Source organism: Sphingomonas sp. S2M10, assembly GCF_012650175.1.
Classification (GTDB): domain Bacteria; phylum Pseudomonadota; class Alphaproteobacteria; order Sphingomonadales; family Sphingomonadaceae; genus Sphingomonas.
Genome location: NZ_JAAILI010000079.1, coordinates 61685 through 81429, shown reverse-complemented (window position 1 = coordinate 81429; position 19745 = coordinate 61685). Strand labels below are relative to the sequence as shown.

The 19745-nt window shown below is 66.9% G+C and carries 20 protein-coding genes; 12 read left to right on the top strand and 8 right to left on the bottom strand.

Features of this window, described 5'->3' with window-relative positions; translation table 11 throughout:
- The first annotated feature begins 61 nt into the window (after window positions 1-61).
- Together S2M10_RS19190 and S2M10_RS23020 are read left to right on the top strand one after the other, a co-directional pair.
- Entirely contained in the window at window positions 62-2092 is a 2031-nt protein-coding gene (locus tag S2M10_RS19190; RefSeq protein WP_168847480.1) for a M13 family metallopeptidase, read from the top strand.
- Window positions 2093-2281: 189 nt separating this feature from the next.
- A complete protein-coding gene (locus tag S2M10_RS23020; protein ID WP_282098065.1) occupies window positions 2282-2416 on the top strand; it encodes a hypothetical protein in 135 nt (44 codons plus the stop codon).
- 96 nt (window positions 2417-2512) lie between these two features.
- Here S2M10_RS23020 and S2M10_RS19185 read toward each other — a convergent pair whose 3' ends face one another.
- On the bottom strand, window positions 2513-4306 hold the full coding sequence (locus tag S2M10_RS19185) for a peptide MFS transporter (RefSeq protein WP_168847479.1): 1794 nt from the start codon (window positions 4304-4306) through the stop codon (window positions 2513-2515).
- A gap of 127 nt (window positions 4307-4433) precedes the next feature.
- On the opposite strand from S2M10_RS19185, the gene S2M10_RS19180 reads away from it, so the two are divergent.
- The 4 genes from S2M10_RS19180 (at window position 4434) to S2M10_RS19165 (ending at window position 7664) form a co-directional block, all read left to right on the top strand.
- Window positions 4434-5015: a nitroreductase gene (locus S2M10_RS19180; RefSeq protein WP_168847478.1), complete on the top strand. Its 582-nt coding sequence runs from the start codon at window positions 4434-4436 to the stop codon at window positions 5013-5015.
- 37 nt (window positions 5016-5052) lie between these two features.
- Window positions 5053-5415 carry a GntR family transcriptional regulator gene (locus S2M10_RS19175; protein WP_168847477.1) on the top strand — a complete coding sequence of 121 codons (363 nt, stop codon included), beginning with the start codon at window positions 5053-5055 and terminating at the stop codon, window positions 5413-5415.
- A gap of 4 nt (window positions 5416-5419) precedes the next feature.
- Window positions 5420-6262 (top strand): signal peptidase I, encoded by an 843-nt coding sequence (gene lepB / locus S2M10_RS19170; RefSeq protein ID WP_168847476.1) that lies wholly within the window; start codon window positions 5420-5422, stop codon window positions 6260-6262.
- A gap of 178 nt (window positions 6263-6440) precedes the next feature.
- Window positions 6441-7664 carry a threonine synthase gene (locus tag S2M10_RS19165; protein WP_168847475.1) on the top strand — a complete coding sequence of 408 codons (1224 nt, stop codon included), beginning with the start codon at window positions 6441-6443 and terminating at the stop codon, window positions 7662-7664.
- 10 nt (window positions 7665-7674) lie between these two features.
- Here the strand turns inward: S2M10_RS19165 and S2M10_RS19160 are convergent, their stop codons facing one another.
- On the bottom strand, window positions 7675-8346 hold the full coding sequence (locus tag S2M10_RS19160) for a hypothetical protein (protein WP_168847474.1): 672 nt from the start codon (window positions 8344-8346) through the stop codon (window positions 7675-7677).
- A 121-nt stretch (window positions 8347-8467) separates the two neighbouring features.
- On the opposite strand from S2M10_RS19160, the gene S2M10_RS19155 reads away from it, so the two are divergent.
- Window positions 8468-9292, top strand: a complete 825-nt coding sequence (locus S2M10_RS19155; protein WP_168847473.1) for a hypothetical protein — start codon at window positions 8468-8470, stop codon at window positions 9290-9292.
- Between the two features lie 48 nt (window positions 9293-9340).
- Here S2M10_RS19155 and S2M10_RS19150 read toward each other — a convergent pair whose 3' ends face one another.
- Window positions 9341-11035: an acyl-CoA dehydrogenase gene (locus S2M10_RS19150; RefSeq protein ID WP_168847472.1), complete on the bottom strand. Its 1695-nt coding sequence runs from the start codon at window positions 11033-11035 to the stop codon at window positions 9341-9343.
- 48 nt (window positions 11036-11083) lie between these two features.
- On the opposite strand from S2M10_RS19150, the gene S2M10_RS19145 reads away from it, so the two are divergent.
- On the top strand, window positions 11084-12016 hold the full coding sequence (locus S2M10_RS19145) for an L-threonylcarbamoyladenylate synthase (RefSeq protein WP_168847471.1): 933 nt from the start codon (window positions 11084-11086) through the stop codon (window positions 12014-12016).
- Window positions 12017-12507: 491 nt separating this feature from the next.
- On the opposite strand, the gene msrA is transcribed toward S2M10_RS19145, so the two are convergent.
- Window positions 12508-13053 carry a peptide-methionine (S)-S-oxide reductase MsrA gene (msrA, locus tag S2M10_RS19140; RefSeq protein WP_168847470.1) on the bottom strand — a complete coding sequence of 182 codons (546 nt, stop codon included), beginning with the start codon at window positions 13051-13053 and terminating at the stop codon, window positions 12508-12510.
- A gap of 69 nt (window positions 13054-13122) precedes the next feature.
- On the opposite strand from msrA, the gene galE reads away from it, so the two are divergent.
- From galE to S2M10_RS19125, 3 genes are all read left to right on the top strand, one after another.
- Window positions 13123-14121 (top strand): UDP-glucose 4-epimerase GalE, encoded by a 999-nt coding sequence (gene galE, locus S2M10_RS19135; RefSeq protein WP_168847469.1) that lies wholly within the window; start codon window positions 13123-13125, stop codon window positions 14119-14121.
- 71 nt (window positions 14122-14192) lie between these two features.
- Window positions 14193-14447: a hypothetical protein gene (locus S2M10_RS19130; RefSeq protein WP_168847468.1), complete on the top strand. Its 255-nt coding sequence runs from the start codon at window positions 14193-14195 to the stop codon at window positions 14445-14447.
- Between the two features lie 230 nt (window positions 14448-14677).
- On the top strand, window positions 14678-15001 hold the full coding sequence (locus S2M10_RS19125; protein WP_168847467.1) for a UrcA family protein: 324 nt from the start codon (window positions 14678-14680) through the stop codon (window positions 14999-15001).
- Between the two features lie 100 nt (window positions 15002-15101).
- Here the strand turns inward: S2M10_RS19125 and clpA are convergent, their stop codons facing one another.
- Together clpA and S2M10_RS19115 are read right to left on the bottom strand one after the other, a co-directional pair.
- Window positions 15102-17423: an ATP-dependent Clp protease ATP-binding subunit ClpA gene (clpA, locus tag S2M10_RS19120; protein ID WP_168847466.1), complete on the bottom strand. Its 2322-nt coding sequence runs from the start codon at window positions 17421-17423 to the stop codon at window positions 15102-15104.
- 138 nt (window positions 17424-17561) lie between these two features.
- Entirely contained in the window at window positions 17562-17759 is a 198-nt protein-coding gene (locus tag S2M10_RS19115) for a DUF1192 domain-containing protein (RefSeq protein ID WP_168847465.1), read from the bottom strand.
- 79 nt (window positions 17760-17838) lie between these two features.
- Between S2M10_RS19115 and S2M10_RS19110 the strand changes: the two genes are divergently transcribed.
- On the top strand, window positions 17839-18849 hold the full coding sequence (locus tag S2M10_RS19110) for an NAD(P)H-quinone oxidoreductase (protein ID WP_211091147.1): 1011 nt from the start codon (window positions 17839-17841) through the stop codon (window positions 18847-18849).
- Here S2M10_RS19110 and S2M10_RS19105 read toward each other — a convergent pair whose 3' ends face one another.
- Both S2M10_RS19105 and S2M10_RS19100 read right to left on the bottom strand, forming a co-directional pair.
- A complete protein-coding gene (locus S2M10_RS19105; RefSeq protein ID WP_168847464.1) occupies window positions 18850-19272 on the bottom strand; it encodes a hypothetical protein in 423 nt (140 codons plus the stop codon).
- 33 nt (window positions 19273-19305) lie between these two features.
- Complete coding sequence (locus S2M10_RS19100) at window positions 19306-19734, bottom strand: hypothetical protein (protein ID WP_168847463.1); 429 nt, start codon at window positions 19732-19734, stop codon at window positions 19306-19308.
- Between the last annotated feature and the right edge of the window lie 11 nt (window positions 19735-19745).

The window sequence follows — 19745 nt, the reverse complement described above, 5'->3', positions numbered from 1 at the left end:
GACGCACGAAACGGGCCGTTACACTCCGGTAATACACATCGAGGTGGGGAAGCCTAACATCATGAAAATGCGTCGTTCCTTATTTCTCACCGGCGCTGCGGCGCTGCTCGCCTCCGCGCCCGCGCTGGCCCAGACCGGCAAGCCCTATTATGGCAGCTTCGGCGTCGACATGACCGCGCAGAAGCCCGGGGTGAAGCCTGGCGACGACTTCTGGACCTACGCCAATGGCGGCTGGGCCGATCGCACCCAGATCGCCGCCGATCGCACCTCTGCCGGTCCGTTCGTCGATCTGGCGCTGGCGGCCGAGAACAACGTACGCACGCTGCTCGACGACATGGCGAAGAACCCCGCGGCCTATGGCGCCAGCGGCAAGCAGATCGGCGATTTCTACGCCAGCTGGATGGACGAGGCCGGCATCGAGGCACGCGGTACCGCGCCGCTCAAGCCCTATCTCGCGCGCATCGCCGGCGTGCAGGACAAGTCGGCGCTGCAGGTGCTGTTCGCCACCGTCGGCTATGCCACGCCGGTGGAAGTGGACATCTCGCCGGGCTTTGCCGATCCGACCCGCTACACCGCTGGGGTCGGGCAGGGCAGCCTGGGCATGCCGCGGGACTATTTCCTGAATCCGGGCGAAAAATTCGAGGGTTTCCGCAAGGCCTATCGCGCCTATGTGCAGCAGATGCAGGAACTGGCGGGCATCCCCGATGCGTCGGCGAAGGCCGATGCGATCGTCGCGCTCGAAATGGCGATGGCCAAGGTGCAGTGGTCGCCCGAGCAGAGCCGCGACATCGCCAAGCTCAACGACCCGCAGACGATCGCCGGCCTGAAGGCCAAGGCGCCCGAGTTCGACTGGGCGCTGATGCTGAAGACCGCGGGCGTCGACAGCTCGCCGCAGATCCTGATGGCGCAGAACACCGCGCTGATCGCGCTGGGCAAGATCTTTGCCGAAACGCCGCTGTCCACCTGGAAGGATTATCTGGCGTATCGCTTCGTCAGCGATCATGCGACCTATCTGCCCAAGGCGTTCGATCAGGCGCGGTTCGACTTCTACTCGAAGACGCTGTCCGGCGTGCCGGCGCAGCGCGAGCGCTGGAAGCGCGGCGTGCAGATGGTCAACGGCGCGCTCGGCGAGGCGGTCGGCAAGGCCTATGTCGCCAAATATTATCCGCCCGAGGCGGAAAAGCAGATGGCCGAGCTGATCGAGAATCTGCGCGATTCCTATCGCGAGCGGATCGAGGCCTCGACCTGGATGGACGAGCCGACCCGCAAGGCCGCGCTCGCCAAGCTGGCCGCGTTCGAGCCGCGCATCGGCCATCCCGAAAAGTATATCGACTATTCGTCGCTCAGCGTGGAGCGTGGCGATCTGCTCGGCAACGTGATGCGTTCGGGCGAGTTCCAGCACCAGCTGGCGCTGTCGCGCTTTCCCAAGCCGGTTGACCGCACGCTATGGGCGATGACGCCGCAGACGGTGAACGCCTATTACAATCCGCTGTCCAACCAGATCACCTTCCCGGCGGCGATCCTGCAGCCGCCCTTCTTCGATCCCAATGCCGATCCGGCAGTCAATTACGGCGCGATCGGCGCGGTGATCGGCCACGAAATGGGCCATGGCTTCGACGACCAGGGCAGCATGTTCGGCCCGACCGGCAAGCTGGAGAATTGGTGGACCCCGAAGGCCAAGGCCGACTTCAGCGCGCGCACCGTGGCGCTGGCCGGCCAGTATGACACCTATGAGCCGCTGCCGGGCATGAAGATCAACGGCAAGCTCACGCTCGGCGAGAATATCGGCGATCTGGGCGGCGTGGAGGCGGCATATGGCGCCTATCAGAAGTATCAGGCCAAGCACGGCAAGGCGAAGATGGTGGACGGCCTGAGCGGCGACCAGCGCTTCTTCCTCGGCTGGGGCCAGGCCTGGCGGGTGAAGGTGCGCGAGGATGCGCTGCGTCAGCAGCTCGTCGTCGATCCGCACTCGCCGGCGACCGCGCGCGTCAACGGCGTGGTGCGCAACGTCGATGCCTGGTACAAGGCGTTCGACATCAAGCCGGGCGACAAGCTGTACCTCGCCCCCGAGCAGCGCGTGCATATCTGGTAAGCGCCATCCGTATTCGCACGGAAAGGGCCTGGCGGCGACGCCGGGCCCTTTTGCGTTCCGGGTGGAAAATTCCTTGGGTTGCAGCGCGTGCAAGTGCGGGGGAGGGGCTTTGCAGTTGCAGACTCGCAGCGGCGGAACCAGATGCGACGCCCGCGCTGCATTGCAGCAACGCTACATCCCGAGGTTTTCATGTTTTCGCTGATCGCGCTTTATTTCGCCCATCGTCGTCTGGCAGCCGAGGCCGGCCAGCCGATCGCGGCGGCCGCCGGCGATCGCGTGGCCGCCAACGAGCAGGATGCGCCGATCCTGCCGCTCGCGGCCTGAACGAGACTCGTTCGCCCACTCCCCCCTCGGGCGAACGACAGGGGCGCCGCAGTCCCCCCATTTCCGCGGCGCCCCGTCCCTCTTTTCCGCCGGCGCTTATTTGACACCGTGCATCCAGCGCTTGAGCGGCCAGCTGAGCAGCAGCAACAGCACGCCGAGCCCGATCGCCCATTCCGAGATCAGCGTGAACACGCTGAGATAGGTCTCCAGGCTGACCTTCAGATTGGTCACCTGGCCGCCCACCGTCTCGACGCTGGCGAACTGCGCGATCACCCCCGCGACATATTGCGCGACCGAGATCGACAGAAACCACACGCCCATCATCATGCCGACGATGCGCGCGATCGACAGCTTGGTGATCATGCTGAGGCCGACCGGCGAGATGCACAGCTCGGCGAAGCTGTGGATGAAGTAGAGCCCGGCGATCCACCACACCGAGACCTTGAAGCTGTCATCGGCCCAGTTGGCGCCCCAGACCAGGAACAGGAAGCCGCCGCCGACGGCGATCAGCGCGATGCCGAACTTCACCGGAATGCTCGGTTCCATCCCGCGCTTGGCGAGGCCACCCCACAGCATCGACATCAGCGGCGCGAGCAGCACGATGAACAGCGCGTTGAAGCTCTGCGTCTGGCCCGCGGTCATGGTGAACCAGCCGAAGATCGAGAGATCGGTGTTGCGGTCGGCGAACAGGGTGAGCGAGGAGCCCGCCTGCTCGAACAGCGTCCAGAACACGACGTTGAACACGATGAGCACCATCGCCGCCATCATCATCTGGAACTCGCGACGATCGCCGGCGAAGAAGGACCAGATCAGAATCGCGGGCACGCCGATCAGGAACGTGCCGAACAGCAGCTTGCCCATCAGCGACAGCGAGGCGACATAGCCGAGCAGCCCGGATCCCGCCGGCGCCGGCTCCGCGGCCATCAGGTTGATGTAGAGCAGATAGAAGAGCGGAATGACGCACAGCGCGCCGAGATAGATCAGGATCTGCTGGCGACCGGTCGCTGCCTTTGCCGGCGGCTCGCCGATGCCGTTGAGCTTGCCGCCGTCCATCTGGATCAGCGCCCAGGAGAACAGCATGCCGATCGCGGCGAGGCCGAAGCCCGCCCACCAGCCGCCCGCAACCGCCAGCCACGGGCACAACGCCTGCGACAGCATCGAGCCGAGATTGATGCCCATGTAGAAGATGGTGAAGCCGGCATCGCGCCGGCTGTCGCCGGGGCGGTAGAGCTCGCCGACCATGGTCGAGATGTTGGGCTTGAAGAAGCCGTTGCCCACCGACACCATCGACAGCGCGATGAGCATCACCATCACGTAGAAGGGGCTGCGATCGGCTTCGGACTGGAACCCGCCCTTGGCGATGGTGCGCACCGTCTGGCCGTTCTCGCTGAGCGTGATCGAGCCGTCGTCATTGCCCTTGATCAGCTGCTTGTGGCCCTGATCGACCACATAGCGCTGCTCGCCCGCGGCGGTCTTCTCGATCGACACCTCGTAGCGCTGCCCGTCGATCTTGGCATAGGGCGTCGCGGTCTGGCCGCCGAAGCACAGCACGAAATAGCCGATCGACATCAGGATCGCGCCGAACTTCACCGCGCGCTTGGAGCCGAGGAACTGGTCCGCCAGATAGCCGCCGATGAGCGGGGTGAGGTACACCAGCGCGGTGTAGCCGCCGTAGAGGCCGGTCGCCTCCCGATCGCCGAACAGGAAATGCTGGGTGAGATAGAGCGTCAGCAGCGCCCGCATGCCGTAGAAGCCGAAGCGCTCCCACATTTCGGTGGAGAACAGCCGTGCCAGCTGGCGGGGATGGCCGAACCAGGTCTTTTCGTCGGCGGGGTTTACGTGGGTGATATCCGGTTCTGCCGGGGAATCGGCAGTGGGTGTGTCGACCATGCAGTTGTCCTTGGAGTTGGGTGCCGGGCGCATGGGCCCGGTGCATGGGCGCGCAGACTAAAGCCTGCACCGCCGGTGTAAAGCGGCGCGGCTTGGCGGAGGCGGGACAGCATCCTAGATGGCGCGCATGACCTTCAACGATCGCAGCACGCCGCTCCGCCTTCTCCAGACCCGCCGTTCGGGCAAGCCGCGCGACCTTGCGGCGCCGGGGCCGAGCCCCGAACAGCTCGACGAGATGGTGGCGATCGCCGCGCGCACGCCCGATCACGGCAAGCTCGCCCCCTGGCGGTTCGTCATCGTGCCGGACGAGGCGCGGCCTGCGCTGGCGCTGAAGCTGGTCGAGATCCTGCGCGCCGAAAAGCCGGATGCAACCGCGCGCGACGAGGAGGCGGCCGCCCAGTTCGCCACCCAGGCGCCGTCGCTGGTGGTGGTGCTCTCCGCGCCCGTCCAGCCGCACAAGGTGCCTTTGTGGGAGCAGGAGCTCTCCGCCGGGGCCGCCTGCATGAACCTGCTCCACGCCGCGCATGCGATGGGATTCGCCGGGGGCTGGCTCACCGGCTGGCCCGCCTATTCCGACGCGGTGCGCGACCTGTTCGGGAGCGACGGGCAGCGCATCGCCGGCTTCGTCTTCCTGGGCACGCCCGCCCGCCCGCTGGAGGAGCGGCCGCGCGGCGAACTGAGCCAGCTGGTCCATCGGTGGAATCCCTGACTATGGACTCCAAGGCCATGTGCTGTATTATGGCAGCATGACAGCCTTGGAGCACGAAGACAGCCCGGTCTACCTCAAGCTGCGCGCGATCATCGCCGCGGCGATCCTGCGCGGCCAGTACCGCGCCGGGGACCAGCTACCCTCGGTGCGCGCGCTCGCCGCCGAACATGGCGCGAACCCGCTGACGGTGGCCAAGGCCTATCAGAGCTTCCAGGACGACGGCTATGTCGAGGTCCGTCGCGGCGTCGGCATGTTCGTCGTGTCCGGCGCGGTGGAGCGGCTGCGCACGGCCGAGCGCGAACGCTTCCTTACCGGCTTCTGGCCGCGCGTGCGCGATCATATCGCGCTGCTTGGGCTCGATACGCGCGAACTGCTCGACGGCAGCCACGAGATCGCCTGACGCCATGGCGGAGCAGAAGCCGGGCTGGGCGCGCACGCTGGGCGGCTGGGGCGCCACCCTCGGCATCTTCTTCCTGTTCCAGAGCGCGGTGGCGCGGCCCTATTACATTCCCTCGGGATCGATGATGCCGGCGCTGCGCACCGGTGACAGGTTGGTCGCGACCAAATTTCCCTATGGCTTCTCGCAGGCCTCGCTGATGATCCACGGCAAGGACATCGCGCCCGCCCGGCTGTTTGGCCGTATGCCCGAGCGCGGCGATATCGTTCTTGTCGTACGCCGTGGCGACGGCGAGGATCTGATCAAGCGGGTGATCGGCCTGCCGGGCGATACGGTGGAAGTGCGCCACGGCCAGGTGGTGCTGAACGGCAAGGCGGTCCCGCATGTGGCGGTCGGCAATGCGATGATCCCGGTCGACGCGGCCGTGCCGTGCGACGAAGGCCCCCTCGCGGCGTTCCGCAAGCCGGGGCCGGACGGCAGGCTCTATTGCCAGCTGCCGCTCTACCGCGAGACGCTGCCGAACGGCGCCAGCTACGACGTGATCGATCTGGGCGACAGGGTGCTGCCGAACGGCTATCTGAGCCCGGGCGACGACTATGGGCCGATCACGGTGCCTGCGGGCCGGGTGTTCCTGATGGGCGACAATCGCGATCAGTCCGCCGACAGCCGCTTCGATTCGGACGAGCTTGGGCTGGGCGGGCCAGTGCCGGTCGAGACGATCGCCGGCCGTGCGGAGTTCGTCACGCACAGCTTCGACGGCGAAGGCTCGTGGTTCAATCCGCTGGCCTATGTCAAGGCGGTGCGCTGGGACCGGACCGGCGCGACGTCGCGGCCGAGGCGCGCGGACTAGGCGTAGCGCGGCAACGGTCGGCCTGCTGTTGCGCCCACCGGACTTGGATCGCAATTCGATCCGACTAGGGCGAAAGCGACGGCGACCGCCCAAGCGCAGCCGGGCGCGCGACGTACCCGGCACCGATGGTGCACGAGGCTGGTCGACAGTGCGGGCAGGCCTCCCTAGGCTGCCGCCCATGCAGGACAATATCCAGGCCGAGCGGCCGAGCTTCGTCACCCATCTCGAATGCTCGATGACAGGCGAGACCTATGCGGCCGACCAGCTGCACCAGCTTTCGCGCGTCGGGCGGCCGCTGCTGGTGCGCTACGATCTGGCCGGCATCGGCGCGGCGCTGAGCCGCGATACGCTGGAGGCGCGGCCGACCGACCTCTGGCGCTGGCGCGAGTTGCTGCCCGTGCGCCGGGCGGAGAATATAGTCTCGCTGGGCGAGATCGAGACGCCGCTGATCGCCATCCCCAAGTCCGGCGGCTCCGGCGCCATCGTCAAGGACGAGGGCCGGTTGCCGACCGGCTCGTTCAAGGCGCGCGGGCTGGTGATGGCGGTGAGCATGGCGCGTGAACTGGGCGTCACCCGCATCGCGATGCCGACCAACGGCAATGCCGGCGCGGCGCTCGCTGCCTATGCCGCACGCTGCGGCATCGAGACGGTGATCCTCTGCCCGGAGGAAACGCCGGAAGTGAACGTCCGCGAAATCGCGGCGCAAGGAGCCCGGGTCTATCGGGTCAACGGTCAGATCGACGAATGCGGCGCGATCGTCGGGCGCGGCGCGGCGGAGGGCCGCTGGTTCGACTTCTCGACGCTGAAGGAGCCGTACCGGATCGAGGGCAAGAAGACGATGGGTCTGGAGCTCGCCGCCCAGTGCGGCTGGGAGCTGCCCGACGCGATCTTCTATCCCACCGGCGGCGGCACCGGGCTGATCGGCATGTGGAAGGCCTTCGACGAGTTGGAGCGGCTCGGCTGGATCGGATCGAAGCGGCCGCGCATGTACGCGGTGCAGGCCTCGGGCTGCGCCCCGATCGTCCGCGCCTTCGAGGCGGGCGAGGAACATGCCGAGCGCTGGGAGAATGCCGCGACGGTGGCGGCGGGCATCCGTGTGCCGAAGGCGGTGGGCGACTTCCTGATCCTGCGCGCGGTGCGCGAGAGCGGCGGTCGCGCGCTGGCGGTCGGCGATCCGGCGATCCTCCAGGCGGTGGACGATTGCGCGCGCAAGGACGGGCTGCTGCTCTGCCCCGAAGGCGGCGCGACGCTGGCGGCGTACCGCCAGGCGATGCTGGACGGGCTGGTCGATCCGGAGGAACGGACCATTCTGTTCAACTGCGCGACCGGGCTGAAATACCCGATGCCCGAGGCGGGGACGTGGCTGGACAAGGATGCGGTGGGGGATTTGGGCAGCCTGTAAGTGGCAGCCCTCAGCCGGAGAAGAGGATCGCCACGACGACGAGGAAGATGGTGCCTTCGAACAGGCCGATCAGGACGTTGCCTGCGGCACGCACATGCCCGATTCCCAGGGTTCGCGCGAACCAGCGGGTCTCGACGAGCCAGTAATAGCTGATGCTGGCCGCCACGATGCCGTGCCCCAGGATATTGGCGATGCCATGCAGATCGAGCGAGAGGCTGGTGCCGACGCCGAGGCCGAGCGCGAAGACCGCGGCAGGATAGCATTGCTCGTAGAAGGGCAGTTGCAGCGTATCCCGATCCAGTTTCCTGCCGCTCCGTCGCACCAGCCGCGCGGCAAGGAACAGCGGGAAGGACGCGAACACGATGACCCGCAGGATCAGCGCGCTCGCATTGTCGTTGACCAGGTTGGCGAGACCATTGTGGTTGAGGACGATGGTGTCCACCTGCCCCAGCGCGGTCGCCACGGCATGCGCCAGCAGCAGCGCGAGGGCGAGGAACAGCGGCGGGCTGAGCACCGCCTTGTAGCGCTGGTCGTCGGGCAGCGCGGCTTCTTTCTCGATCTCCGCCATGATACCGATCGGGCGAAATACCGACCGCATCAGCGTCAGTGGGAAGAACAACAGCCAGCTCATCACTTCATACAGAAGTTCGTCGAGCGAATTGAGCCAGCGCATGAAATCCATGGCGCCGAACATGTGCGATCGTCACCAGTCGCGCAATGCCGCTATCGGGATGATGGACAGCGTTGTTCGTGGATCATACCACAACCTCGTCGGTTCAAGCCGACACAACAGGGAGGTGGTAATGGCACGCTTTGGGTGGAGAAAACTTCCGATCGCCTTGCTTCTCGTGCCGCTGCACGCGCAGGCTCAGACGACGGGGCTGGAAGACCTGGTCGGCGCGCGGGGCGGCCAGGCCGAGGGCGAACTGCAACGCCGCGGCTATGGCTTTGTGCGCGTCGACAAGAGCGACGACCGTTCCTACACCTATTGGTGGAGCGAGGCGCGCCGCCAGTGCGTCACCATCGCGACGATGGACGGTCGCTACGCCTCGATCCAGCCGAGCCCGCCGCCGGACTGCCGCAAGCCCGGCAATCTGCGGCCCAACCCCGATTATGCCCAGCGCCCGGCGACGCGGCCGGGCAGCGGCTATCCGGTGGATCCCGGCTATGGCCGGCCCGGCCCGGACGAGGCGCCGGTCGTCGACGGCCGCAACGTCGATCTAGGACTGGTCTGCTTCGGCGACGGATCCAAGAACGGCATCACCAGCGGCTCGACCTGGACCTGGAACAGGGAGCGCAAGCGCTACGAGTACGGCACCTACACTGCCTCCAAGACCGAGGTGTTCGACGCCTCGCTGATGATCCAGACCTGGCCGGGCGGCGGGCGCATCCGGTTGCCGCGTTCGCTCGTGCCGCCGATCCATTCGGGCGGGCAGGACGGCTGGTGGGACCTTTATGACCTGTTCGTCAGCCCGGACACCATCCGCGCCACCTATCGGCTGAACGGCCTCAACAAGCCCAAGGTGACGATCGACCGGCGCTCGGGACGGGTCACGGTGCAGGGGCTGTCGGACTATGGTTTCCGCGGTTCCTGCGACACGATCGGGCACCAGGAGCGCAAGTTCTGAACCGGGTGGACCGCGCCTCGGCAGGGAGGCGCGGTCCGGCTGTCCCGATCAGGCGGCGAACGCCGCCGCATCCACCGCATACAGCACCGCGGCCTTGGCCATCGCCGCCGCGCGCAGGCCGAGCGCCTCGGGCACGATCTGCTCGACATAGAAGCGTGCTGCTGCCTGCTTCATTTCGAGGAACCCCGGTTCGCCGTCGCCCGCCGCCGCCAGCCGGCCGCTCTTCTCCATCAGCCAGCCGCAGACCGCGACCGACAACATGGTGAGGAACGGATAGCTTGCCGCCAGGCGATCGTCGCTGTCCGACCCAAGCAGGTTGCGGCCGACCTCCTCGCAGGCGTCGATCAGTTGCCGCAGGCCTGCATCCTCGGCCTCGGCGCGCATGTCGGCCAGCAGGCCGAGCAGCGTCGCGCCATTGTCCATGCTCAGCTTGCGGCCGACCAGATCGGCGGCCTGGATGCCGTTGGTGCCTTCGTAGATCGGCGTGATCCGCGCGTCGCGGAAATGCTGGGCCGCGCCGGTCTCCTCGATATAGCCCATGCCGCCATGGACCTGCAGGCCCAGGCTGGCGACCTCGTTGCCGATGTCGGTGGCGTGCGCCTTGGCGAGCGGGGTGAGCAGCTCGACGCGCTTGTCCGCCTCGGCATCGCCCGCCCGGCCGCGATCGAGCTGGCCGAAGGCATAATAGACCAGCGCGCGCGCCGCCTGGGTCTGCGCCTTCATCCGCAGCAGCATGCGGCGGACGTCGGGGTGCTCGATGATCGCCGTCTGCGCGCCGCCGCGATAGCCCTGTACCCGCTCGCGCGCATAGGCGACCGCGCGCTGGGTCGCGCGCTCGGCGACCTGCACGCCCTGCAGGCCGACATTCAGCCGCGCATTGTTCATCATCGTGAACATGGCGCGGATGCCGCCCAGCTCGGGGCCGATCAGCTCGCCGATGCAATCGTCATGGTCGCCGAAGCTCAGCACGCAGGTGGGCGAGGCGTGCAGGCCCATCTTGTGCTCGATCGAGACGACCTTGATGTCGTTGAAATCGCCCGGCGTGCCGTCCGCGTTCAGCCGATATTTCGGCACCAGAAACAGCGACAGGCCCTTGGTGCCCGCCGGGGCGCCCGGGGTGCGGGCCAGCACCAGATGGACGATATTGTCCGCCATGTCATGGTCGCCGAACGAGATGTAGATCTTGGTGCCCTTGATCTTCCACTTGCCGTCGCCCGCAGGCTCGGCCTTGGCCTTCACCGCGCCGACGTCCGATCCCGCCTGCGGTTCGGTGAGGTTCATCGTGCCGGTCCATTCGCCGGTGGCGAGCCTGGGCAGATACAGCGCCTGCTGCTCGGGCGAGCCGTGATGGTGCAGCGCCTCGACCGCGCCGACCGTCAGCACCGGGCACAGGCAGAAGCCCATGTTCGCGGTGCCCAGCGTTTCCAGCACCGCGACCGACAGGCTGACCGGAAGACCCTGGCCGCCATGCTCGGCGGGGGAGCCGATCGTGCCCCAGCCGCCCTCGACATAGGCGCGATAGGCGGCGGCAAAGCCTTCGGGCATCGTCACGCCGCCGTCGGTCCAGCGCGCGCCTTCGGTGTCGCCCAGCCGTTCGAGCGGCGCCCATTCGCCCGCGGCGAACTGGCCGGCGCCGTCCAATACGGCGTCGAGCAGGTCGGGCGTGGCCTCGCTGCTGATCTCGGACAGGCGGACGATATGATCGAGCACGAAACGCTGCTCGGCGGTGGCGGGGGTGAACATCAGGCCTCTCTCTTGTGATCTTCTTGGCAGCAATATAGCGCCTTCCGCGTGACCCCAGCAAATCCGCGCATCTTACCCTACGGCGAGGCCGCGCTCGGCGAAGCGGCGGCGCTGATTCGCGCCGGCCAGTGCGTCGCGGTGCCCACCGAAACCGTCTACGGACTTGCCGCCGACGCCACCGATTCGCAGGCGGTGGCGGGCATTTACGCGGCCAAGGGGCGGCCCTCGTTCAATCCGCTGATCGTGCATGTCGCGGACATGGCCATGGCCGAGGCGATCGCCCGCTTCGATGCGGAGGCTCGTGCGCTCGCCGCGCGGTTCTGGCCGGGACCGCTGACGATGGTACTGCCCCTCGCGGAAGGATCGCCGATCGCGAGCCTGGTCACCGCCGGGCTGCCGACGGTGGCGCTGCGCATGCCCGATCACCGCGCCATGCAAGGCTTGATCCGCGCGAGTGCGCGGCCGCTCGCTGCGCCCTCGGCCAATGCCAGCGGCGGGATCAGCCCCACCCGCGCCGCGCATGTCGCGGCGAGCCTGGCGGGGCGCATCCCCATGGTGATCGACGACGGCGCGACCACTGCGGGCATCGAGTCTACCATCGTGGACCCGGCGGCGCGGCGCATCCTGCGGCCGGGACCGGTGACCGCCGAGCAGTTGCCGGGATATGGCGGCGGCGCCACGCCCGGCGCGATCACCGCCCCGGGGCAGCTCGCCAGCCATTATGCGCCGTCCAAGCCGGTGCGTCTGGAGGCGGCCGCAGCGCAGGCGGGCGAATGGCTGATCGGCTTTGGTGCCATCGGCGGCGACGATACGCTGTCGGCTGCGGGGGATCTGCGGGAGGCGGCGGCGCGCCTTTTCGACGCGCTCCATCGCGCGGACGCCTCCGATCGTGAAGCCATCGCGGTGGCGCCGGTTCCCGCGCACGGCCTGGGCCTGGCGATCCGCGATCGACTGGCACGAGCGGCATTTCCGCGCGCCTGAGAAGCATCGCATGGGATTTGAATGCGGGCATGTGCCGGGAGGCGTTGCTGTCGATCCGGTGCGGGGCTGGTTGCTATCACAGGCTTGACCCCGCGACCAAAGCTTCCGGCAAATTGAACTGACCTGACCAATAGCGCAAATAAGCCAAACGTTTGTCTTCTGCGGTATCACTCCAAAGCGGATGATTCTGTTCGTTCATCTCAATTTGAGTATCGCGTATACAATCTTGCCTTTACAGCCGGTGATCACCTCCTAGGTTCCGAGCAGCCGGAAAGCTTGCGAAACAAAGACAAGCGTTGCGGCAACTGGTGGACGATCGTTCGCGTGCTGTGGCGCCTGGTTGCGGGCAGTATGCCGACCGGTCGAGTCATCGAACGAGTGCGGAACCCGAATGGCGCCGAGTTGCCCCCGCAGCCCTGCGCGCCTTCGTATCCGCGGCCAGCCTCGCAAGCCGGCCGCGGTCTCGAACACCCCCGTGGGAGGGCGCGGCCTTATGCGGCTGCGCCCTCTTTGGTGCGGTTGGCGAAGCTCTTGCGCAGCTTGCGGAGCTTGGGCGGGATCACCGCCAGGCAATAGGGGTTCCGCTGGCCTTCGCCCTGCCAATATTCCTGGTGATAGTCCTCGGCCGGCCACCACTGGCCGAGCGGCTCGATCGTGGTGACGATGGGCTGCGGCCAATCGGGACGCGCGCGCTCGATCGCGTCCAGCGCTTCGCGCTCCTGCTCGGCCGAATGCGGGAAGATCGCCGAGCGATACTGGGTGCCGATGTCGTTGCCCTGGCGGTTGAGCTGGGTCGGATCATGGGTGGCGAGGAAGATGTCGAGGATCTCGCCATAGCTCACCACATCGGTGTCGAAGCTCACCCGGATCGCCTCGGCATGGCCGGTGTCGCCGGTGCAGACTTCCTTGTAGGTCGGGTTTTCCTTGGTGCCGCCGATATAGCCGCTCTCGACGCCCTGCACGCCGATGACGTCGTTGAACACGGCTTCCGTGCACCAGAAGCAGCCGCCGGCGAGCGTCGCCGTTTCGATGGTCATGTCTCAGGAACTCCTTGCTTGTGGCCCCAAGATAGGGTGGAGCCGAGGCGGAACAATGAGGATGACGTGATGCGGGACGGTGCGGTGCTGGTGACGGGTGGTGCGGGCTATATCGGCAGCCATGCGGTGCTGGCGCTGCTCGACGCCGGCTGGCGCGTGGTGGTGGTCGACAATCTGGTGACCGGGTTCGACTGGGCGGTGGATCCCCGCGCCGCGCTGGTCGTGGCGAACATCGACGATGGCGAGGCGGTGCGCGGGGCGATCCGCGCACATGGCGTGATCGCGGTGATGCATTTCGCCGGATCGGTGGTGGTGCCGGAATCGGTGAAGGATCCGCTCAAATATTACCGCAACAACACCGTCGCCAGCCGCGCGCTGCTGGAAAGCGTGGTGGCCGAGGGCGTCCGCCATTTCATCTTTTCCTCGACCGCAGCGACCTATGGGACCCCCGAGCGGGTGCCGGTGCGCGAGGACAGCCCCAAGCAGCCGATCAACCCCTATGGCATGTCCAAGCTGATGACCGAGATCATGCTGAAGGACGTCGCCGCCGCGCATCCGCTCAACTATTGCGCGCTGCGCTATTTCAACGTCGCGGGTGCCGACCCCAAGGGGCGCACCGGCCAGTCGACCGCGGGTGCCACACACCTGATCAAGGTCGCGGTGGAGGCGGCGACCGGCAAGCGCGACCATGTCAGCGTATTCGGCACCGATTTCGCGACCGGCGACGGCACCGGGGTGCGCGATTACATCCATGTCAGCGATCTCGCCGCCGCGCATGTCGACGCGCTCGACCTGCTGATCGCGCGGCCGGACGAGAGCCACACGCTGAACTGCGGCTATGGTCGCGGCTTCTCGGTGATGGAAGTGCTGGACGCGGTGGATCGGGTGACCAACCTCCATATCGCGCGCAAGCTGGAAGGCCGCCGCGCCGGCGATCCCGATGCGCTGGTGGCGGACAACAGCGCGATCCTGGCGGCATTGCCCTGGCGGCCCAAACATGCCGATCTGGGCGAGATCGTCCGCGATGCGCTCGCCTGGGAGCGCAAGCTCTCCGAACGCGGCCGATAGGCAGGCGACCGCGCGGCCGCTATGCTCCGGCATTGCTCGCCGGAGGAGGCGAGGCGCGTCGGGAGGATGCCATGTGGACGGTCCTGTTGCTGCTGTCGATCACCGGAGACGATGCACCCGCGGCAAAGGCCATGGTGGTGCCGCGCAAGCCGCGCTGCGAGAATGCGCGGGTGCAGCCCGTCGACGCCGCCCCGTCCGGCGCAACTCCGGGTGCGCGTGCGCTGCGCGACGAACCCCTGGCGAATGCCTATCGCCCCGTCGTGCGCCATGCGCATTGTGATGTGCCGGTAGTCGTGGCGACTCGCATAGGAAATGCGCAGCGCTGATCATGTCCAGGCGGTAAGTAGCCGTTTACCATTACATTGAACGATTGTTGCCGTGTAAGTTGTTGCGGCGCAGCATTATCATGCACGTGAACAATAGTGTCATGTCTCCTGAAAGTAAGTGTCACGCATGCTGCATTGGGGTGACCCAAATCGAGCGTAAAGGCCCGGTCAGCCGGCGGAGACCGGTCGCGACACGGTCGCGAACACACCGCAATCCAGGAGGACCAATCATGAAGCGTTTCATCGTGATGGCCGCAATGCTTGGCACGATCGCCACCGTTCCGGCCGAAGCCCAGACCCGTCAGGACAAGACTGTCCGCGTCGCCTACCAGCCGTCCGAACTGCTGACCGCGCAGGGCCGTACGCGGCTGCAGCGCCGCGTTGCCGCGGCGAGCTATCGTGTGTGCCGCCTTGATGCGGTAAGCGGCAGGATGCTGCCGACCGCGGACGAACTGGCCTGCCGCAAGGCCGCGCTGGCCAGCGCTCGCCAGGCCGCCGAGCGCGCGATCCTCGCCGCGAACCAGGGCACGCTGGTGGCGAGCGCCACGCGCTGATCCGCAGGACCTCTCCCCGACGGGGAGTGGGCGCCGCACAACGCAATCGGCCCGGGGGATCGCTCCCCCGGGCCGATGTCGTTTCCCGAATCGGAAAGGCTCAGGCGCCCGCGGGCTCGGCCTTCTTGCCCTTCTTCGGCTTCTTCGGCGCGGCCGGCGTGATTTCGAACGCCAGCGCATTGTCCTTCAGCTTCACGCTCACCTCGCCGCCATGGACGAGCTTGCCGAACAGCAGCTCCTCGGCGAGCGGTTGCTTGATCTTCTCCTGCATCAGGCGGCCCATCGGGCGCGCGCCGTACAGCTTGTCATAGCCGCGTTTGGTGAGCCACGCCTTGGCTTCCTCGTCCAGATGGATGTGGACGCCGCGATCGGTGAGCTGCAGCTCGAGCTGGAGCACGAACTTGTCGACCACGCGTGCGACGACTTCCGGCGGCAGATAGCCGAACGGCACGATCGCATCGAGGCGGTTGCGGAATTCCGGGGTGAAGAGGTTCTTCACCGCCTCTTCCTGCACGTCCTCGCGGCTCAGCTCGCCGAAGCCCACGCTTTCCTTCGCCATGTCCGACGCACCGGCATTGGTGGTCAGGATGAGGATGGTGTTGCGGAAGTCGACGGTCTTGCCGTGGTGGTCGGTCAGCTTGCCGTTGTCCATCACCTGCAAGAGGATATTGAACAGGTCCGGATGCGCCTTCTCGATCTCGTCGAGCAGCAGCACCGAATGCGGGTTCTGGTCGACCGCGTCGGTCAGCAAGCCGCCCTGGTCATAGCCGACATAGCCCGGAGGAGCGCCGATCAGCCGGCTGACCGAGTGGCGTTCCATGTACTCGGACATGTCGAAACGCTGCAGCGGGATGCCGAGCAGCGTCGCAAGCTGCTTCGCCACTTCCGTCTTGCCGACGCCCGTGGGCCCCGAGAACAGATAGTTGCCGATCGGCTTGTCCGGATCGCGCAGGCCCGCACGGCTCAGCTTGATCGCCGAGGAGAGCACCTCGATCGCCTTGTCCTGGCCGAACACCACGCGCTTCAGATCCTGCTCGATATTGGCGAGCACGCGGGTGTCGTCCGACGAGACGGTCTTGGCCGGGATGCGCGCCATCGTCGCGATGACCTGCTCGATCTCCTTGGGCGTGATGACCTTCTTGCGCTTGGACGGCGCCACCAGCATCTGCATCGCGCCGACCTCGTCGATCACGTCGATCGCCTTGTCCGGCAGCTTGCGGTCGTTGATGTAGCGCGCCGACAGCTCGACCGCCGATTTGATCGCGTCGGGGGTGTACTTCACCGAATGGTGCTGCTCGAACGCCGAGCGCAGGCCGGCCAGGATCTTCACCGTATCCTCGACCGACGGCTCGTTGACGTCGATCTTCTGGAAGCGGCGGAGCAGCGCGCGGTCCTTCTCGAAATGGTTGCGGAATTCCTTGTAGGTGGTCGAGCCGATGCAGCGGATCGAGCCGCCCGACAGCGCCGGCTTGAGCAGGTTCGACGCATCCATCGCGCCGCCGCTGGTCGCACCCGCACCGATCACGGTGTGGATCTCGTCGATGAACAGCACCGCGTGCGGCAGCTTCTCAAGCTCCGAGACGACCTGCTTGAGGCGCTCCTCGAAGTCGCCGCGATAGCGGGTGCCGGCGAGCAGCGCGCCCATGTCGAGCGAGTAGATCACCGCTTCCTTGAGCACGTCGGGCACTTCGCCCTCGACGATCTTGCGCGCCAGGCCCTCGGCGATGGCGGTCTTGCCGACGCCGGGATCGCCCACGTACAGCGGGTTGTTCTTGCTGCGCCGGCACAGGATCTGGACGGTGCGGTCGACCTCGGCGGCGCGGCCGATCAGCGGATCGACCTTGCCGATCTTGGCCTTCTCGTTGAGGTCGACGGTGAATTGCTTGAGCGCGCTCTCACCCTTGCCCGTCTTCGCCTCCTGCTTGTTCGACTTGTCTTCCTCGGCGGCGCCCTTGGGGGTGCTCGCCTCGGTGGGCGTGGTGCCGCCCTTGCCGACGCCGTGGCTGATGAAGCTGACGGCATCGAGCCGGCTCATGTCCTGTTGCTGCAGGAAATAGACTGCATAGCTCTCGCGCTCGCTGAACAGCGCGACCAGCACATTGGCGCCGGTCACTTCGTCGCGGCCCGAGGACTGGACGTGCAGGATCGCGCGCTGGACGACGCGCTGGAACCCGCTGGTGGGAGAGGGATCGGTGGCGTTGTCCACCTTCAGCGCTTCCAGCTCGGTATCGAGATAGTGCGCCACGGTGGTCTTCAGCTCGCCCAGGTCCACCCCGCACGCGCCCATTACCTTCGAGGCATGTTCGTCGTCGATCAGCGCGAGCAGGAGATGCTCGAGCGTCGCATATTCGTGCCGGCGCGAGGACGCAGCCTCGAGCGCCTTGTGGAGGGTGGCTTCGAGAGCGGAGGCGAAACTAGGCATTCGGATACAACTCCAGTCGGGCCGAAAGGGTGCTGAGCCCGTCTTCCCCTATGTCGGGAGTGGCAGGCCCCGCATCAAGCGCTGCGGCCCCGCACCGGAGGATCGTGGCGTATCGCCCCAATTCCGGTGCCTTGACGCTCATCTCTTAAATAGAGCGTCAGCGCTTGCACGATGGTGAACGGCGCGTTGAATCTTTTCTCGACATCGGAGGATCTCGGTCTCGAGCAGCCGGATGCGCGCTTCCAGCTCGGCCACCGAAAAGGGGTCGAGGTCCTGGCTGGCCAGCTGCGCCGCGAGATCGTCGGATCGACGCGGAAGATTTTCGTCGGCGTCCATGCGAGGAAACGTTGACCCTGAGGGGGGCGATGTCAATAAGGCCCCGAAGTTCCCCTTAGGCCAAAAAGCGACGAACCGAATGATCGCAGCCGAATTGATGCTGGCCATCGACCCCGATGCGCCGGGCGGCCCCGAAGTCCTTGTTCCCGTCGAACGACCCGTTCCCGCACCGGGCTCGGGCGAGGTGCTGGTGCAGGTCGCCGCTGCCGGCGTGAACCGTCCGGAAGTGCTGCAGCGGCAGGGCAAATATCCGCCGCCGCCGGGCGCGCCCTCGATTCTGGGCATGGAGATCGCAGGAACGGTGGTCGCGCTGGGCACGGGCGTCGACGAGTCGCTGATGGGCCGCCAGGTCTGCGCGCTGATCGCGGGCGGCGCCTATGCCGAATATGCGGTGGCACCCGCCGGCCAGTGCCTGGAAGTGCCCGAGGGGCTGAGCCTGGTCGAAGCGGCGGCGTTGCCCGAGACGCTGTTCACCGTCTGGTCGAACCTGTTCGATCGCGGTTGGGCGCAGCCGGGAGAAACCGTGCTGGTCCATGGCGGCACCAGCGGCATCGGCACGATGGCGATCGCGCTGGCCAAGCTATTCGGGCTGACGATCCTGGTTACCGCCGGTTCGGATGAAAAGTGCGCGGCGGCACGCGACCTCGGCGCGGACCTGGCGATCAACTACAAGACGCAGGATTTCGTCGAGGAAGTGAAGGCCTTCACTGGCGGCAAGGGCGTGGAGGTCGTGATCGACATGGTCGGCGGCGACTATGTCGCGCGGAACCTCCAGTGCCTGGCCGAGGACGGCCGTCACGTATCGATCGCGGTGCAGGGCGGGGCGACCGCGACGATTCCCGTCTGGGACGTGATGCGTCGCCGCCTGACGCTGACGGGATCGACGCTGCGGCCGCGCTCGGTGGAGTTCAAGTCGCTGCTTGCCGACGAATTACGCCGCCATGTCTGGCCGCTGGTCGCCGAGGGCAAGCTCAGGCCGATCATCGATCGCACCTTCCCGCTGGCCGAGGCGCCCGCGGCGCACCGGCGGATGGAAGCGGGCGAGCATGTCGGCAAGATCGTGCTGACGATCCCCGGCCGGCCCGCCTGATCAGGCGGCGAGGGGGCGCTGCCGCAGCGCTTCCTCCGCCATCGGTAGCAGCAGTTGCTCCTGGTGCGCGGCGCGTCGCTCGCACAGGCGCAGCATGCGATGGGCGGCGGCGCGATGGCCGTGCGGATCGGCGTGGATCTTGCGGAGCGGCCAGGCGACGAAATGGTCGAGCATGCGCTGCCGCCATTCCAGGTCCTGTTCGGTCGTGCGGCGCGCCATTGCCAGGTGCGCGCAATCCTCGCTTTCCCGCAGCGTCTGGAGCAGCAGCCGGTCCTTGGTCAGGCTGTGCGCCCGGATCGCGTCGAGCAGGCGGTTACGGGCGGCATCCAGTGCAGCGGCGGTCGGTCGGGCGTCGAGTAGGTACAGCGCCTTGGCGGCGTCGGTGAGTTCTTGGGTCGTGGCGTAGAGCGAGGTAAATGGCATCAGCATCCTTCCTGAGGCCATTCTAGCGGCGTTTCAGCAGGTTGATCGTTTTGACGATGAAATGAGTCGGGCAAGCGCGGGGTAGGCGGTCTGCTCGGCATAGAGCACACGCCCCTCCAGCCAGCGGAAGTAGCGGCGCACATCGGCCTGATAGCCCGACGGATCCTCGGCGATGCGGGCGAGGGGCCAGCGCTGATAATGTACCAGACCCATGCGCCGCCCCTCCAGGTCGCGCTCGACCAGACAGCTGGCAATGGCGACGAGCGCAGGATCACCGCTCTCGCGTAGCGGCCGCAGCAGCGCCGCCTCCTGCTGGGCGAAGAAGCTGGTGTACGCCAAGGCGGCATTCTTGCGCAGGTCGGCGAGCCGCGGCAGATCGATCGGCGCCGCGCCGGCGCGGAGGATTTCCTCCGTCATCCGCAGGATATCGCGGGTGGTGCTGCGTAATGCTTCGAGCGACATGACGATCCTTT

Excerpts from the sequence above, each read along its gene's own strand:
- S2M10_RS19190 (WP_168847480.1), top strand. The coding sequence starts at position 62 with ATGAAAATGCGTCGTTCCTTATTTCTCACCGGCGCTGCGGCGCTGCTC.
- S2M10_RS23020 (WP_282098065.1), top strand. The coding sequence starts at position 2,282 with ATGTTTTCGCTGATCGCGCTTTATTTCGCCCATCGTCGTCTGGCAGCC.
- S2M10_RS19185 (WP_168847479.1), bottom strand. The coding sequence starts at position 4,306 with ATGGTCGACACACCCACTGCCGATTCCCCGGCAGAACCGGATATCACC.
- S2M10_RS19180 (WP_168847478.1), top strand. The coding sequence starts at position 4,434 with ATGACCTTCAACGATCGCAGCACGCCGCTCCGCCTTCTCCAGACCCGC.
- S2M10_RS19175 (WP_168847477.1), top strand. The coding sequence starts at position 5,053 with ATGACAGCCTTGGAGCACGAAGACAGCCCGGTCTACCTCAAGCTGCGC.
- lepB (WP_168847476.1), top strand. The coding sequence starts at position 5,420 with ATGGCGGAGCAGAAGCCGGGCTGGGCGCGCACGCTGGGCGGCTGGGGC.
- S2M10_RS19165 (WP_168847475.1), top strand. The coding sequence starts at position 6,441 with ATGCAGGACAATATCCAGGCCGAGCGGCCGAGCTTCGTCACCCATCTC.
- S2M10_RS19160 (WP_168847474.1), bottom strand. The coding sequence starts at position 8,346 with ATGGATTTCATGCGCTGGCTCAATTCGCTCGACGAACTTCTGTATGAA.
- S2M10_RS19155 (WP_168847473.1), top strand. The coding sequence starts at position 8,468 with ATGGCACGCTTTGGGTGGAGAAAACTTCCGATCGCCTTGCTTCTCGTG.
- S2M10_RS19150 (WP_168847472.1), bottom strand. The coding sequence starts at position 11,035 with ATGTTCACCCCCGCCACCGCCGAGCAGCGTTTCGTGCTCGATCATATC.
- msrA (WP_168847470.1), bottom strand. The coding sequence starts at position 13,053 with ATGACCATCGAAACGGCGACGCTCGCCGGCGGCTGCTTCTGGTGCACG.
- galE (WP_168847469.1), top strand. The coding sequence starts at position 13,123 with ATGCGGGACGGTGCGGTGCTGGTGACGGGTGGTGCGGGCTATATCGGC.
- S2M10_RS19130 (WP_168847468.1), top strand. The coding sequence starts at position 14,193 with ATGTGGACGGTCCTGTTGCTGCTGTCGATCACCGGAGACGATGCACCC.
- S2M10_RS19125 (WP_168847467.1), top strand. The coding sequence starts at position 14,678 with ATGAAGCGTTTCATCGTGATGGCCGCAATGCTTGGCACGATCGCCACC.
- clpA (WP_168847466.1), bottom strand. The coding sequence starts at position 17,423 with ATGCCTAGTTTCGCCTCCGCTCTCGAAGCCACCCTCCACAAGGCGCTC.
- S2M10_RS19115 (WP_168847465.1), bottom strand. The coding sequence starts at position 17,759 with ATGGACGCCGACGAAAATCTTCCGCGTCGATCCGACGATCTCGCGGCG.
- S2M10_RS19110 (WP_211091147.1), top strand. The coding sequence starts at position 17,839 with ATGATCGCAGCCGAATTGATGCTGGCCATCGACCCCGATGCGCCGGGC.
- S2M10_RS19105 (WP_168847464.1), bottom strand. The coding sequence starts at position 19,272 with ATGCCATTTACCTCGCTCTACGCCACGACCCAAGAACTCACCGACGCC.
- S2M10_RS19100 (WP_168847463.1), bottom strand. The coding sequence starts at position 19,734 with ATGTCGCTCGAAGCATTACGCAGCACCACCCGCGATATCCTGCGGATG.